General features: G+C 64.7%; 12 protein-coding genes and 1 riboswitch. Of the genes, 5 read left to right on the top strand and 7 right to left on the bottom strand.

Annotated elements, in window-relative coordinates:
- The first annotated feature begins 11 nt into the window (after positions 1–11).
- Together BMY91_RS15245 and BMY91_RS15240 are read left to right on the top strand one after the other, a co-directional pair.
- Positions 12–506 (top strand): GAF domain-containing protein, encoded by a 495-nt coding sequence (locus tag BMY91_RS15245; RefSeq protein ID WP_256212764.1) that lies wholly within the window; start codon positions 12–14, stop codon positions 504–506.
- Between the two features lies 1 nt (position 507).
- Entirely contained in the window at positions 508–1,749 is a 1,242-nt protein-coding gene (locus BMY91_RS15240; RefSeq protein ID WP_090823349.1) for a metal-dependent hydrolase family protein, read from the top strand.
- A 156-nt stretch (positions 1,750–1,905) separates the two neighbouring features.
- Here BMY91_RS15240 and BMY91_RS15235 read toward each other — a convergent pair whose 3' ends face one another.
- The 6 genes from BMY91_RS15235 to BMY91_RS15210 all read right to left on the bottom strand — a co-directional run bounded on the left by BMY91_RS15235 (position 1,906) and on the right by BMY91_RS15210 (position 9,700).
- Complete coding sequence (locus tag BMY91_RS15235; RefSeq protein ID WP_090823347.1) at positions 1,906–3,573, bottom strand: dipeptide ABC transporter ATP-binding protein; 1,668 nt, start codon at positions 3,571–3,573, stop codon at positions 1,906–1,908.
- Positions 3,570–4,523, bottom strand: coding sequence for an ABC transporter permease (locus BMY91_RS15230; protein WP_090823345.1), 954 nt, complete (start codon positions 4,521–4,523; stop codon positions 3,570–3,572). The genes BMY91_RS15235 and BMY91_RS15230 overlap by 4 nt, the downstream gene beginning before the upstream one ends.
- A 10-nt stretch (positions 4,524–4,533) precedes the next feature.
- Positions 4,534–5,481: an ABC transporter permease gene (locus tag BMY91_RS15225; RefSeq protein ID WP_090823343.1), complete on the bottom strand. Its 948-nt coding sequence runs from the start codon at positions 5,479–5,481 to the stop codon at positions 4,534–4,536.
- 7 nt (positions 5,482–5,488) lie between these two features.
- Complete coding sequence (locus BMY91_RS15220; RefSeq protein WP_090823340.1) at positions 5,489–7,126, bottom strand: ABC transporter substrate-binding protein; 1,638 nt, start codon at positions 7,124–7,126, stop codon at positions 5,489–5,491.
- A complete protein-coding gene (locus BMY91_RS15215; RefSeq protein ID WP_090823337.1) occupies positions 7,123–8,538 on the bottom strand; it encodes an NtaA/DmoA family FMN-dependent monooxygenase in 1,416 nt (471 codons plus the stop codon). Before BMY91_RS15215 ends, BMY91_RS15220 begins: the two co-directional genes overlap by 4 nt.
- Before the next feature lie 64 nt (positions 8,539–8,602).
- Positions 8,603–9,700, bottom strand: a complete 1,098-nt coding sequence (locus BMY91_RS15210) for an LLM class flavin-dependent oxidoreductase (protein WP_090823335.1) — start codon at positions 9,698–9,700, stop codon at positions 8,603–8,605.
- 36 nt (positions 9,701–9,736) lie between these two features.
- Positions 9,737–9,846: riboswitch (SAM riboswitch) on the bottom strand.
- Positions 9,847–10,068: 222 nt separating this feature from the next.
- Here BMY91_RS15210 and BMY91_RS15205 point away from each other — a divergent pair.
- Positions 10,069–11,208 (top strand): LLM class flavin-dependent oxidoreductase, encoded by a 1,140-nt coding sequence (locus BMY91_RS15205; protein ID WP_090823333.1) that lies wholly within the window; start codon positions 10,069–10,071, stop codon positions 11,206–11,208.
- Positions 11,209–11,249: 41 nt separating this feature from the next.
- Positions 11,250–11,702, top strand: coding sequence for a rhodanese-like domain-containing protein (locus tag BMY91_RS15200; RefSeq protein WP_090823331.1), 453 nt, complete (start codon positions 11,250–11,252; stop codon positions 11,700–11,702).
- Here the strand turns inward: BMY91_RS15200 and BMY91_RS15195 are convergent.
- Positions 11,666–13,201 (bottom strand): MFS transporter, encoded by a 1,536-nt coding sequence (locus tag BMY91_RS15195; protein WP_090823329.1) that lies wholly within the window; start codon positions 13,199–13,201, stop codon positions 11,666–11,668. The genes BMY91_RS15200 and BMY91_RS15195 overlap by 37 nt on opposite strands.
- A 193-nt stretch (positions 13,202–13,394) precedes the next feature.
- Between BMY91_RS15195 and BMY91_RS15190 the strand changes: the two genes are divergently transcribed.
- Positions 13,395–14,789, top strand: coding sequence for a PLP-dependent cysteine synthase family protein (locus BMY91_RS15190; RefSeq protein ID WP_090823327.1), 1,395 nt, complete (start codon positions 13,395–13,397; stop codon positions 14,787–14,789).
- Positions 14,790–15,023 lie beyond the last annotated feature (234 nt).

Genomic DNA, 15,023 nt, shown 5'->3' with positions numbered 1-15,023 from the left:
GCGGAGACTTCATGAAAACCGACACCACGTTCCAAGCTGCGCTCGACGCTCTGCAGCAAGAGCCCGGCGTCATCCTCTTTACGGCACTGCAATGGATCCCGCAGCGCTCCAGCCTCAAGCGGCTTTTCACCAGTCACCCGGCCGAATATCCGGTGGGCGGCGAGAAAACGGTGGAGATCTCCCCAGGCTGGCTGGGCACGGTCATTGAGGACAAGAAACCGTTCCTTGCCCCGGACCTGAAAGCGCTCCGGGAAGTCTTTACAGACTCCGAACTCATCCAGCAGCTGGGCTGCGGGGCCGTCATCAACGTGCCGGTCCTCGACGCTCAAGGAAACGTGGTTGGCGTCCTCGCCCTCCTGGACGCAGAAGGCAAGTACACGCAGCAGAGTGTGGAAACCGCCGTCGGCGTCATTCAACAGAACCTCGCCAGCCTTGTTCAGGCCTTTGAAGCCCATCCCACCGAAGCACCCGAATCACCCGAAGCACCTGCGAAGGACACTGTTTAGTATGAGCACCACCCCACTTGTCATCCGCAACGCGAGCGTCCTGGACGTTGACGCGGGAACCTACGCGATCGCCGACGTCGTGAGCGTTGACGGGAAGATCAGCAGCGTCGGTCCGGACGTCGAAGCGCCTTCCGACGCACGGGTCATCGATGGCACCGGTAAGTTTGTCATCCCGGGCCTGATCGATGCCCACGTCCACGTGGTGGCGTCCAGCGCGGACTTCCGCTCGCTCACCTACACGCCGGCCTCCTATGTCTACGCCCAGACGGCCCGGATCATGGGCGAGATGCTGCGCCGTGGCTTCACCACTGTCCGCGACCTCTCCGGCGCCGACTTTGGCCTGGCCATGGCACAGGAAGAGGGGCTGCTGGAGGGTCCGAAGATCCACTTCTGCGGTCATGCCCTGAGCCAGACGGGCGGCCATGGAGACATGCGCCTGCCCGGCGAGGATCACGATCCCAATGGTCGCGGATGCTGTGGGATCGGGCGTGTAGCCGACGGCGTGGACGCGGTGCGCGCCGCTGCCCGCGACGAGATCCGCAAGGGCGCCCACCACATCAAGATCATGGCGTCCGGAGGTGTTTCCTCCCCCACTGACCGCATCGATTCCACCCAGTACTCCATGGAGGAAATGCGCGCAGCGGTGGAGGAGGCCCAAGCCGCCAATCGCTACGTTGCCGCCCACGCCTACACTGCCCGGGCCATCAACCGAGCTCTTGAAGCGGGTGTCCGCTCGATCGAACACGGTAACCTCCTGGACGACGAAAGCCTGAAGCTGTTCCTCGAAAAGGACGCCTTCCTGGTCCCCACGCTGGTTACGTATTGGGCGCTGAAGGAAGAGGGCAAGGAGTTCGGCCTCACCGAGGAAATGTGGGCCAAGGTGGATTCGGTGCTGACCAGTGGCCTCGAAGCGATCGCCCGCGCTCACCAAGCCGGCGTGAAAATGGCCTTCGGCTCGGACCTCTTGGGCGGCATGCACCGGCATCAGAATGAACAGTTCAGGCTGCTCGGCAAGGTCCAGCCGGCTATCGACGCCATCCGTTCAGCAACCACGACGGCGGCCCTGCTGCTTGAGCGCGAAGGTGAACTTGGCGTGATCGCACCCGGCGCTGACGCGGACCTCCTGGTCCTTGGAGCTGACCCCGTGGCGGATATTTCTGTGCTGGCCGACATCTCCGAGCACCTGGAATACCTCATCCAGAACGGTCGGGTGATCTCCCAGGCCCAGCCGGGGGTGCAGTAGCGCACCCCTCCCTTCCGACGCTCTCTCACCTAACGCGCCATTTCCGCCGACGCTCTCTCACCTAACGCGCCATTTCCGCCAACGCTCTCTCACCGGGTGAGAGAGCGTTGGGCGGAAGGGGCCGTTAGGTGAGAGAGCGTTGGGCGGAAGGGGCCGTTAGGTGAGAGAGCGTTGGGGTTGGCGGCCGGGGATGGCCGTGATCAGCTGCCGTGTGTAGTCCTCCACAGGGTTTTCGAGGACAGCGGTGGCCTCCCCGATTTCCACCAATTTCCCCGCCTGCATGACGGCCACGCGGTCCGAGATCTGCTGCACCACTGCGAGGTCATGCGAGATGAAGAGGTAGCTCAACGACTCCTGAACCTGCAGCTCAGCCAGGAGAGTCAGGATCTGCGCCTGTACGGAAACATCCAGGGCCGAGACCGCTTCGTCCAACACCACGAGCTCGGGCTTCAACGCCAAGGCACGGGCGATGGCAATACGTTGCCGTTGCCCACCCGAGAGTTCGGCCGGACGCCGGGTTCCGTAGTCCACGGGAAGGTGGACTTCCTCAAGCAACGCCTTCACCCGGCTCTTTCGTTCGGCCGGGGTGCCCTCCGCAAAGGCCCTGAGTGGCTCGGCGATGATGTCCTCCACAGAGAACCTCGGATCCAGCGATGCATAAGGGCTCTGGAACACCACTTGGAACCGGCGTCGGAGCTGGCGCAGCCGCTCGCCACGAACAGAGGCGAGGTCCACGCCGTCGAACGTCACCGAACCTGAGGTTGGCTTGTCCAACCTCAACAACAAGCGGGCAACCGTGCTCTTCCCGGAACCGGACTCCCCCACCAACGCCAGGGTCTCTCCTCGCCGGATGTCCAGCGAAACATCGTCGACGGCGGTCAGCGTCCTCGCGCCCCCGGCTGTCCGGGGCAGGCTGAACACCTTGCGGAGCGACGTGGCCTCCACCAGAGGGGAAACGTGGACGGCGCCGCCGCCCGGCGTCGTGCTTGGGCTCGGGACCGAAACGGATGGCCGCAGTCTGCGCGGGCTGAGTCCCGGAGCCGCCGCAATGAGTTGCTGCGTGTAGCTGTGCTGCGGGTCGCCCAGCACGGCTGTCGCGGACCCTTCCTCCACAATTTCGCCGCCGCGCATCACGATGATGCGGTCGGCGCGGTCAGCTGCGACGCCGAGGTCGTGCGTGATCAGCAGGACGGATGTCCCCCGCTCGGTGGTCAGGGCCGCGATGTTGTCCAGGATCTGCCGCTGGACCGTCACATCAAGAGCACTGGTGGGCTCATCGGCGATGACCAGTTTCGGCTGGGCAGCGAGAGCTGTGGCTATGAGCACGCGTTGGCGCATGCCACCGGAGAACTGATGGGGAAACTGGCGCGCCCGGGAGGGAGCGTCGCGGATCCCGGATTCCTCCAGCAACCTGACGGCACTCTGGCGTGCAGCCTTCCTGGGCTGGATTCGGTGGATGGTGAGCGCTTCCGCCACCTGTTCGCCCACCCGTTGGAGGGGATCCAGCGACGCCGTGGGGTCCTGCGGAATCAGCCCGATGTCCTTGCCCCGCACCCCCTGCCACTCCTTGCGCGTCAGCTGCGTCAGGTCCGTGCCGGCGAAGGTCACGCTGCCGGAAGAGATCTGGGCGTTGCCGGGGAGCAGGTTGATGATGGAGTGCGCCGTGGTGGTCTTGCCGGAGCCCGACTCCCCCACAATCGCCACCACCTCGCCGGCCCGGACCTCAAAGCTGACACCCGCCACCGCGTTGCGTGGCGATCCGTCCACCACATAGTCCACGCGGAGGTTCTCCACCTTCAACAGCGGTTCAGCATGGGAGCTCATGGCCGGTTCCTTTCAGAGTCCTGGAATGCATGCGAAATTCGGTTGGTGGACAGCACGACGGCGGCAATCACCACACCCGGCAACGTCACCAGCCACCACGCAGCCACCAGGTAATCGCGGCCTCCGGCCACGAGTGAACCCCATTCCGCAGAGGGCGGTGGTGCGCCGAACCCGAGGAAGCTCAGCGATGAAATCGACAGGACTGCCATACCGAACTCCAGCGCGGACAAGGCCAGAACCGGGCCCGCAGCGTTGGGGAGGACATGTCGGAGGAGGATGGAGTGCCACCGGACACCCGAGGACCGTGCGGCCTCAACGTACACAGCAGTGCTCACCCGAAGGGTTTCAGCACGCATGATCCGGGCGAAGTTGGCCACACTGGCAATGCCCACCGCGATGGCAATGTTGATGGTTCCAAAGCCGAGCACGGTGATGAGAGCCAAGGACAGCAGCAAGCTCGGAATGGCCAGCAGCACATCCATGACGCGCATGATGGCGTCATCCACCCACCCCCTGATGGAGCCAGCCAGCAAACCGAGCGCCGATCCCGCAACCAGGCCGACGGCGACAGCCACTGCCGTGGCAGCCAAGGAGGTTGCCGAACCGTGGACCACACGGGAGAAGAGATCACGGCCCAGGCTGTCTGTTCCGAACCAGTGTTCCGCGAACGGCGGTTTGAGCCGCGACGACGGAACACCCGTGTCCGGAGGCCACTGGGTAAAGGCCTGGGGAACCAACGCCCACAGGATCACCAACGCAAGGACCAGCACGGACAGCACTAAGCCGGGCTTGGCCAGGAACCTTCGGGCGCCGGCCCAGCGGGCACCCGCCCAAGTAACTGAAGCCTGGTCGGCGGCTGGCGGGACGGGAACTGACGCCTCGGGTGCGGCGGCCGAGTGCCCAGCCGCGGGGTCTACGGAGCGCGTCTCCCTCACAAGTTGCTGCGTCATGATGGCCCTCCTAGGCCTTGGCCCCGCGCGCAGTGTTGATGCGCGGGTCCACGAGCGGATAGATCAGGTCAACGATCAAGCTGGTGACCACAAAGATGGCGGCGGCCAGGACCACCAGGGTCTGAACTACGGGGATGTCCCGGCTGTTGACGGCCGTGACGGTGAGCCGCCCGATGCCTGCACGGGAGAACACTGTTTCACTCACCACTGCCCCGGCCAGCAGGTTTCCCACCAGAATGCCCAGCATGGTGAGTGTGGGAATGGCTGCGTTCCGGAGGGCATGGCCAAAGTTAATCAGCGCTTCGCTGGCTCCCTTGGCCCGGATCTGTTCGATGTACGGTTCGCCCAACGTCTGATGCAAACTACGCGTCAGCAGCTGGGCGATCACGGCTGAGGTGGGTATGGCCAGAGTCAGGGCTGGAAGCACAAGGCTCTGGCCGCCGTCGTTCCCTATCGCTGGGAACAAGCGCAGCCGGAACGAGAAGAACTGCAGCAACAACAGGCCGATCCAGAACGTGGGTACCGCGATTCCCAAAGGAGGGAGCGACGAGAACGCCTGGCGGATCCAGCGGTTGCGGCTGAAGGCCGCAACCACTGCCAGGGCGCTGCCCAGGAGCACCGCGAGCGCGAATCCCGCCACGGCCAACTTGATGGTCTCCGGCAGGACTTCCGCCACAGTCTGGGTTGCCGGGACACCATTCTTGATGGACAGCCCGAAGTCCAGCTGGAGCGCCTTGAACAGGGCAATAAAGTATTGCTCGTAAAGAGGCCTGTCCAATCCGTACTCCGCGCGAAGTTTCTCCACGAGAGCCGGGTCCACTGCGTTCTGCTCGTCCCCGCTGGCCATGATGCTCACGGCGTCGCCGGGCAGCAAGTACAGGATCAGGAAGGACACTGTGTAGGCGGCCCAGAGGACGAACGCGCCTTGCAGCAACCGTTGGCCGATGTAGCGGATCATGGGATTCCTACTTGCTCAGCCAGGCGTCGTAGAAGTCCAGGCGGCTGGAAGCTTCGAACGTAAGGCCCTTGACTTTGTCGCTCGCGGAAATGGTAGTGGACAGCTCATACAGCGGGATGGAGTGGGCGTCCTTGATCAGGATTTCCTGTGCTTCGTCCACCAGCTTCTGGCGTGCATCCTTGTCTAACGCAGCGGCCTGCTCAGCCAGGACATCGTCCACCGGCAGCTTCTCGCGCAGGTTGTTTCCGCCACGGGCTGTGGTGGAGGCGAAGACGGTGCGCAGGACATCCGGATCACTGCGGGTCAGGTTGCCGTAGGAGAAGTCATAGGTCTTGTCAGCCTGGGCAGCCGTCACGTCCGCGATGGTGGTGAACTTCAGCTGCAGGTCCACGCCGATCACCTTGAGCTGCTGCTGCACGAGCTCCAGCACTTCCTTGGGTGACTGCCAGTAGGTGACCTTGAAGGACAGTTTCTCGCCGTTCTTCTCGCGGACCCCATCCGTGCCAACCTTCCAGCCGGCATCGTCCAGGAGCTTCTTGGCGCCATCGGGATCGTTCTTCAGCAGTTCGCTGTAGTCCTTGAAGTACGGAGTGGTGTGGGAGAGAACGCCCTTGGCCGGCTGGTCCGCTTCGGTGAGGAGGGTCTTGGTAATTTCCTCGCGGTTGATGGCTTTGGAGATGGCCTGGCGGACGGCGGTTTCCTTGAGCTTGGGGTTGGACTGGTTGGCGTACAGGTTGTAGACCACGCCCGGGTTGGCCCGGGTTTCGTTCCAGAAGCCGTTGCCGTTGAACAGGCTGATGTCAGCAGCGGAGATCGCCGCCGTCGCATCGATCTGGCCGGACTGCAGGCTGCCCGTGCGGTTCCCTGCCTCAGGAATGATCTTGAAGGTGACAGTGTCCAGGTAGGCCTCGCCCTTGTTGCTGTTAGTGGCGGCGGGCCACTTATAGCCCGCACGGCGTTCCAGGACTGCTTCCTTGTCCACGGTGTAGCTCTTCACGCTGAACGGCCCGGAGCCGGAGAACTTCCCGGCGCAACGGTCAGCTTCGGAAAGAGTTGCAGAGGCCGGGGACAACAGGCCGAGTGTGAACGTGGACGTTGCCTGGAGGAACTGCGCGTTCGGCTTGGAGAAGTCCACCACCACGGTCTGCGGGTCCTTCACGGTGATGGCGCTGACGTCGCTCAGGTAGGTGGAGCCCAGCGTGGCTTTGGCACCGAGTGCCTTGATGGCCTCGAAGTTGGTCTTCACCGAGGCAGCATCAATCGCAGTGCCGTCAGCGAAGGTGGCACCGCTGCGGAGGGTAAACGTGAAGCTGGTGGCGTTCGTATTGGTTTCGAATTTCTCCGCCAGCCACGGAACGATCTCGCCCGTCGTCGGATCCTGCGACGTCAACGAGGCCACCGTCTGGCGGGCAATCGCGATCGCATCGTTGTTGCCCACCTGCTGCGGGTCAATGCAGCCGCGGTCAACTGACACGGCGAAGTTCAGGTTGCCACCGGAAACCGGGGTGGCATCGGCACTTTGCTGGGTGCCGGCGTCGGCCCCTCCAGCGCAAGCTGAGGCCAGGAGCGCAAAGGCTCCCAGGACGGACACGACGGCGGCGGGTTTCCGCAGCTTGCGCGCTGCGGTTGGGTTGGGGACGCTCATGCGACTTCTTCGCTTTCAGTGAGTTGGGTGCTGGTGAGTGATCCGCGGCGGGTCAGCGGGGCGCGGAGGCCGAGGTTTTCTCGGAGGTTGGTGCCTTCGTATTCGGTGCGGTACACGCCGCGGTCCTGGAGGCGGGGAACCAGTTCGTTGACAATGTCATCCAGCCCGCCGGGCACAATCCACGGGGTGATGTTGAAGCCATCAACTGCGCCGGTGTGGGCGTACTCCGCGAGTTTGTCCGCAATGACGTCGTAGGATCCCACCAGACCCCGGCCGTTGAGCCGGGAACGGGCAGCAACGAACTGGCGGATCGACTGGCCGTTTTCCTTGGCATCCGCGCGCCACTGGGCGGCGAGGTCCTTGGCGCTCTTCCCGTGGAAGGCGTTGCCGCGGGTGGGGTTGGTGACGTCCACCAGGGGGTCGATGTCCGGCAGCGGACCGTCGGGGTCGTATTCGGTGAGCGTGCGTCCCCAGAACTGTTCCAAGTAGGCGATGGCCGTTTCCGGACCCACTTGCAGCGAGCGGACCCACTGGTGCTTTTCCTCGGCCTCTGCCGCGGTGGCACCGAGGATGAACTCCTGGCCGGGGAAGATCTTCACATCATCTGCCGGGCGTCCGACCTTGAGGGTGCGGGCCACGATGTCGTCGCGGAACTTCTTGGCGTCCTCCAGTTCCGGGTGTGCCGAGAAGATCACGTCGGCGTTCCGCACGGCGAAATCGCGGCCGTCCGGCGAGTCCCCGGCCTGGAACAGGACAGGGTGCTGCTGGCTGGAGCGCGGCAGCCTGCCGGTGATTTCGACGTCGAAACTCTTATCCTGGCGTTTGACCGTGGCGATGGCGTCCTCGCGGAGCCAGCGTGGATCATTCCGGGACCCGGCGATTGCGCCGTCAGCCCAGGAATCCCAAATGGCCTTGGCCGTCTGAACAAACGCCTCGGCCCGGACGTAACGGTCCTCGTGCTTGAGGAACCCGCCGCGCCTGAAGTTGGCACCGGTCCATGCGTTGTCCGTGGTGACGATGTTCCATGCCGCACGGCCGCCGGACAGCAGGTCCAGGCTGGCCAAGCGGTGGGCAAGGTCCGCGGGATCGTTGTACGTAGTGTTCTGCGTGGCAACCAACCCGATATTTGTGGTGATGGCTGCGAGCGCGGCGAGGGCGGTCTGCGCGTCGGGACGGCCCACAACATCCAGATCGTGGATCTTTCCGAGGTGTTCCCGGAGGCGGAGTCCTTCTCCGAGGAAGAAGGCGGAGAAGAGTCCCCGTTCAGCTGTCTGGGCCACCCGGCGGAATGACTCGAAGTCGGTTTGCGAGCCGCTCTGCGCGTCCTTCCACACGGTGGTGTGGTTGACGCCTTGGAAGAACACGCCGAACTGGATCTGGCCGTTGCCTGCGATGCGGTGATGGTTGGTCATGGTTCTGCTCTCTGAATCTGGCTCTGTGAGTGGGCTCTTGGCGGCGGGCGTTGGTCAGCCGGCGTCAGGCCGCGGCAAAGCGGTTGGCGGGACGGGGAAGGCCGAAGGTTTCACGGAGGGTGGCGCCCGGAAGCGGCGGCACCACCAACCCGCTTCGGTGCAGTTCGGGGAGCACCTTGTTGGCCAATTCGGGAAGGTCCACATCCAGTACCGCTGGCTTGAGGCGGACGCCGTCGGCCGCTGCGAACAGCGTGGTGAGCAGTTCCACCAGCCCTTCGGCGCTGCCCACATAGCGAGCCCCGCCCGTCCACTCTTCATACGAGTCCAGCTCGGCCAGACGGTCCTCCGCAGTCTGTCCACGGGAATCGAGGATGACGTCCAGTTCCACCAGGGTCCTCGGCGCACCGGCAGCGGCAGCTGCTTGGGCAGCTTGCGGTAGGGCGTCCGTGGTGTCTGCGGAGACCAGGGCAACATCAGCCTCGACGGCGGGGATCAGCTCAGCGGGCGCGAACACCACGAGCTGCCCTTGGAGTGGGCGCGGAATGATGGATGGGCCCTTGACGGAGAAGCGCTCACCGTCAAAGTCGGCATAGTGCAGCTTGTCCCGATCCACATACCGCCCCGTGGCAACGTCACGGATCACGGCGTCGTCTTCCCAGGAGTCCCAGAGCCGGCGGCTGGCTTGCACCACATCTGCGGCTTCGCTGACGGCCTCGCCTTCCGGCAACTGCGTGCGCCCCACGGAGCGGGCTTCCTTCTCCCGGTTCTCCGCGCTAACCAGCCAACCCGCCCTCCCCAAGGAGGAGTAGTCCAGGCTGGCCAACTGCGTGGCCACATGGAATGGCTCAGTGAAGATCGTTCCCGCCTCTGGCACAAGCCCAATGGACCGGGTGATCGGTGCTGCAAAGGCCGCGCGCTGGATCGCGTCGATTCGGCCCGCAATCCCGGTGCTTCCAGGATCCACCACGCGGGTGTCCTTGAACGTTGCTACATGGAAGCCGGCGATGTCCGCTGCCTGGACGGTTTCACGGATCCGCTGGCCCCCCAACAGTGCCTGCGGATCATGGTGGGCCTTGCGCCAGGACGCGGGGTGGGCGCCATCGCCGTCGAGCTCCACTGCGATGACGCGGGAGCGGAATTCGGGTACAGGTGTGGAAGGCATGTTTCTCTCTTTCAGAGGCCGCACAGCGGCTGGGACGACATTCACTTGCCGCAGATGCGGCCTGGTCTGTTTCCGGAGCACCCCGCCACGTAATGCCTGAGGGTTGCCGCAGCACGAGCCGGTCCTTGGCGTGCTGACTCTTGACCTGAACTTGAATCTAGGAGGCTGTCCAAGGAATGTACAAACCGCTGGACTTGCGGCGTCAAGGCGGGAAATACCACGTCAAAGGGCTGCTGGAATCGTCATTTTCGGGCTTCTGAAGGGTCGGTTGTGACGGCCCGTTTCGCCGGATTTCGTTGGATTTAGTCCGGTTGAGCGGGGTGACGAATCGGCTTTGGGCTCTGCACGGGGCTCCGTAGTGTCGTGCCATGCCGAAGCCTCCAGCTACTCCCCTGTCCGTTCTTGACCTGAGCCCGGTGTCCGCCGGCCAGACTCCCGGCGATGCCCTGCGGAGCACCCTTGCCCTTGCCGCCGCTGCCGAGGCTTCCGGCTACTCGCGGTATTGGCTGGCCGAGCACCACCTCAACACCGGCGTTGCCGGGTCAGCCCCGCACATTCTGGCCGGGTTGGTTGCCTCCGCCACCAAGACCATCAGGGTGGGAACTGCGGCCACCCTGTTGGGGAACTACCGGCCCCTCCAGATTGCGGAGAGCATCGGAACGCTCGCTGCGGTATTCCCGGACCGTGTGGACTTGGGCTTTGGCCGCTCCGGCCCGCCCAAGTCGCCCGGCGAACCGGCTCCCGGGGTGGTACCCGCTGACTCTTCCGGGCCCACCGATCGCATGGTGGATGGCTTGCTGATTCCTGCGCCGCGCCCCATCTTCGGCGCAGTCCTGCCCAGGAAGTTTCGGCTGCAGGGTGAACTGCTGGGCCGCTTCCCCGGCGACACGGACAACTTCGAGAACGACATCCAGGACATCATCGGATTTTTCACCGGCGAATACAGGACCAAACATGGTGAGCAAGTCACGGCTACACCCGCCCTCGGCCAGGCGCCCCAGTTTTGGGTCCACGGCTCAACAGCCGGACCCAGCGCCCGTTTGGCTGGCAAGTTGGGCCTCCCCTTCGGGGCGAACTATCACGTGGCACCGGCGGGCGTGCTGGATTCCATTGCCGAGTACAGGGCGCACTTCGTACCCTCCGCGGCCTTGCGGGAACCGCATGTGATCGTCTCAGCGGACGTGTTGGTAGCCCCGGACGAACGCCAGGCCCAGCGCTTGGCCCGCGGCTACGGCCAGTGGGTTCACGGGATCCGCAGCGGCCAGGGTGCCATCCCGTACCCGTCACCGGAGGATGCGCTGGAGCTTTCCTTGGCCGCCGAAGCCCGGGACCTCATCAAGGATCGCCTTGACACCCGGTTCGTGGGCGACCCCCACCAGGTCAGCGAAGGACTCCGCACTTTGCAGCGGGCCACGGGTGCCCAGGAACTGCTCATCACCACCATTGCCCATGACCCCGCCGACCGGCAGAACTCTTACCAACTGCTGGCCGAGGTATGGGGGCTCTAGCTTTTCCGATTTTCCAACCACCACCTATCTAAGGGAGCACTATGTCCATCGAAACCACAGTTCAGGAACCGGTCCAGGACACCCAGCTGATCACCGCCGAGGAAGCCGCCAAGCTCATCGAAGAAGGCGCCCTGCTGATCGACGTCCGCAGCGAGGGCGGCCGCGCCAGCACGGGAGCCGTCCCCGGTGCCGTAGTGGTCAACCGCGAGCATGTGGAGGAGGACTTCAGCCCCGAATCCTCCCACCGTCTGGCTCAGGTCACCGGCACGGACCAGAAGATCGTGGTGTTCTGCGGGTCCGTGAACGGCTCACGCCCCGTCGCGCAGAAGCTCCAGGTCCTCGGCTACGCCAACGCTGTCCACGTGGACGGGGGCTTCCCGGCCCTCCGCGACGCCGGCGTCCCCACCACCGGGCCGGCAGCACCGCCCGTCGAAGCGGCCCCGCCCGTCGCAACGGCTCAGGCGTCCACCGAATCGGTGACTTCCGAGCGCTGACTACCTGCCGCCGTCGGGCCTTCCGGCGTCAGCACCACCGCCGTCGTCGCGGCTTCCCTTCCGGAAGTCACGACGACGGCACTTGTCTTTGTGCGGTCCCGCGCCTCGCGCAACCAGTCGAGTCCGCCGGCCAGCAAGGCGACGCCCAGCAAAATGCAGCACATGACGATGCCTAGGTGGAAGGCATCCTTGGACGCTTGGCCGGTGGCGGCGCCATGCGCTTGAAGGAACATTCCTGCTGCCGCGGCGGAGCACAGCGCCGCAGCGAACCGCTGGCTGAGTTGGTAGAAACCTGCCGCCACTCCGGCGGCGCCCACGGGAGCATGGGCCAGGGTGAGTGTCTGGTTCGGCGCGACCACCAAGCCGGTTGACACACCTTGGAGAAGCCCGACGGCGGCCACCGCAAGAGCCGCTGTTCCGCCGTCGAGCCCCTGCACAAAAAGGTCCTTGGCAATCAGGCAAGCCAGACTGCCGAGAAGCGCGTACACGATCCCGGCCCGCCCATACCGGGCCACGAAACGCCAACTGAAACTGGACGCCAACAGCATGCCCGCTGCTTGCGGCGCGAGGATCGCCGCGGCAGCCAAGGGAGCCATCCCGGTTCCGGAGAGGAAATAGAAGGCGGTCACGGCCGCCATTCCGGCACCGACGCCAAATTGGCAGAGCGCCACCACTGTGCCCAGTGCATAACCCTTGGATTTCGCCAGCGAGGCACTGAGCAACGGGGTTCGGCCACGCCGGTGATACAGGATCTCCCAGCCGGCGAAGGCGAGGAGCGCACCGGCGCCGACTGCCAGCGACGTCACCGCAATGGTGCCCGCGCCGTAGATGGTGGGAATGAGTGATGCCACCACCACTCCGCCTAGCAGCAGCGCGCCCAGGATGTCGATGGACGGCTTGGCGTTTCCGGGGTGTTTGCCTGCCGGCCGCGGGAGGAGCCGGAAGGCGAGTGGCACCAGGATCAGCACCAAGGGAACGTTCGCCAGGAACAGGATCCGCCATCCGATCGCGGGGTCGCCCAGTGAGAGGACGAGTCCGCCGATCAGCGGTCCGCATACTGCGGCGGAACCACCGGCAGCGGCGTAGGCGCCCAAGGCCTTCGCGCGGTCGTGTCCCTTGTAGATGTCCTGCAGGAGGCCAAGAACCTGTGGGTTCAGGGTGCCCGCGCCGAGTCCTTGCAGGAGCCTGGCGATGATGACCAGCGACGGGTCGGTGGCCAGGCCACCCACCAGGCTGGATGCCCCGAAGACTGCGATACCACCGATAAAGAGCGTGCGCCGGCCCACGATGTCGCCCAGCCTGCCGGCAGGAACCAACGCGACGCCGAACGCCAGCGAGTAGCTCGCCAGGATCCACTGCACGGACCCGGAATCTGCGTGCAGGGAGACCGACATCGCAGGAACCGCCAGCACGAACATCGACTGGTCCAGCAGCGTGATGAATCCGGCGCCCAGGCAAAGCCAGAGGGCGGATCGTTTAGCGTGATGTCTGTGGCCCATGCTTGTGGACTCTAGGCGGATTGTCCCGGGGGCCGGGCATCGCGCGACACCCGGTTAAGGGGCGTTAATCCGGGTTACCGCCGGTGACTTGTTTATGACTCTTTGGTTCGTGTTCGACCACGCTGCAGTCACGGAGCGACGCCGCGGGAAACGCTTTTTTGTGGGGCGATGTCCGCGTCCTAGCGTGGGCCGGATGACCGTGTATGAATCAATTCTGGACGCAATCGGCGGCACTCCCCTGCTTCGGCTGAAGCGGCTGGGCGAAGGTGTCCGGCCCCGCATCTACGCGAAGCTCGAGTTCCAGAACATCGGCGGGAGCGTGAAGGACCGGGCCGCACTTTCCATGATCCGGGCCGCGGAACGGGCCGGTTTGTTGGAGCCTGGCGGAACAGTAGTGGAAGGGACCAGCGGTAACACCGGCATCGGGCTGAGTTTGGTGGCCGCGCAATTGGGGTATCGCTCGGTGATCTTCGCTCCGGCGGCCACGGCTGCTGAAAAGATCCGCCTCCTGCGCGCTTTCGGAGCCGAGGTCCACCTGGTGGCCGATTTTGTTCCGCGGTCCGATCCCGGCCATCTGGCCAACCAGGCCGCGGCCTTCGCGGCCTCTACTCCCGGTGCCTGGCTCGCGCTGCAGTACGACAACCCAGCCAACCCGCAAGCCCACCTGGAGAGCACCGGGCCTGAGATCTGGGCCGACACCGCGGGGTCGGTTACCCACTTTGTGGCCAGCGTCGGAACCGGCGGAACCATCAGCGGAACCGGCCGGTACTTGAAGCAGGCAAGCGACGGACGGGTGCAGGTCATCGCCGCTGACCCCGAGCATTCCCGCTACGGAGGGGGCAACGGTTCGCTCAAATACACAGAGGGCGCTGGCCACCCCCTGCACCCGGCGTCGACGGAGGACATCTGGCCCGAGGCGTTCGACACCGCGTTGGTGGACAAGTTCATCAGCGTCAGCGATCGCGATGCCATCTTCACCGCCCGCCGTGCCGCCCGCGAGGAAGGGCTCCTCATCGGCGCCACCGGCGGGACGGCCCTGGCGGCCGCATTGAACCTCGCCGAAACCTTGGATGAGGAACGCACCATCGTGGTGATCCTGCCGGACTCAGGCCGGAACTACCTGTCCACCTATTTCGACGACCACTGGCTCACCTCGCTCGGCTTCCTGGAACCCACGACGCCGGAAGGAACCGTCCGTTCGTTGCTCACCAGTGCGCCTGCCGGAGTGCAGCTTTTGGCGAGCGACCTGACAGCGGCGGAGGCCGTCGTCGAACTTCACTCCCGGGACGTGGCACCGGACGAACCCGTGTTTCTGGTCCTGGACCGGGGAGAGACCTTTGGCACCGTCCACCCGCGCGAGGTGGTGGGAGTGGTAACCCTGCGTTCGTTGGAAGCCGTTGATCCTGCCTCGCTGGCAGTTGCGGCGGGTATTCCTTACCGGACGGTGGCCGCGGGCCTGCCGGTTGGGGAAAGGACATCACAGTCCGCGGGGCTAGGGTTGTCGGAAACAGCTGACGGAAGGCGCGTGGGCGAGCTGGACGTGGTCGCGGTCCTGGTGGACGGCCGAATCGCCGCCACCATCCCGTAACCCTCTCTCACCAAACACCCCCAAACCCAAACCCTCTCTCACCAAACACCCCCCAAAACCCAAACCCTCTCTCACCAAACACCCCCAAAACCCAAACCCTCTCTCACCAAACGACCAAATGGTCGGGTTGAGATGCCGGGGTGAGAGAGCATCACCCAAAAACACACCAAAGGTGAGAGAGCATCACCCAAAAACACACCAAAGGTGAGAGAGCATCACCCAAAAACACACCAA

It is taken from the genome of Arthrobacter sp. yr096, from assembly GCF_900108925.1.
GTDB lineage: Bacteria > Actinomycetota > Actinomycetes > Actinomycetales > Micrococcaceae > Arthrobacter.
This window is presented reverse-complemented; position numbering and strand designations above follow the sequence as displayed.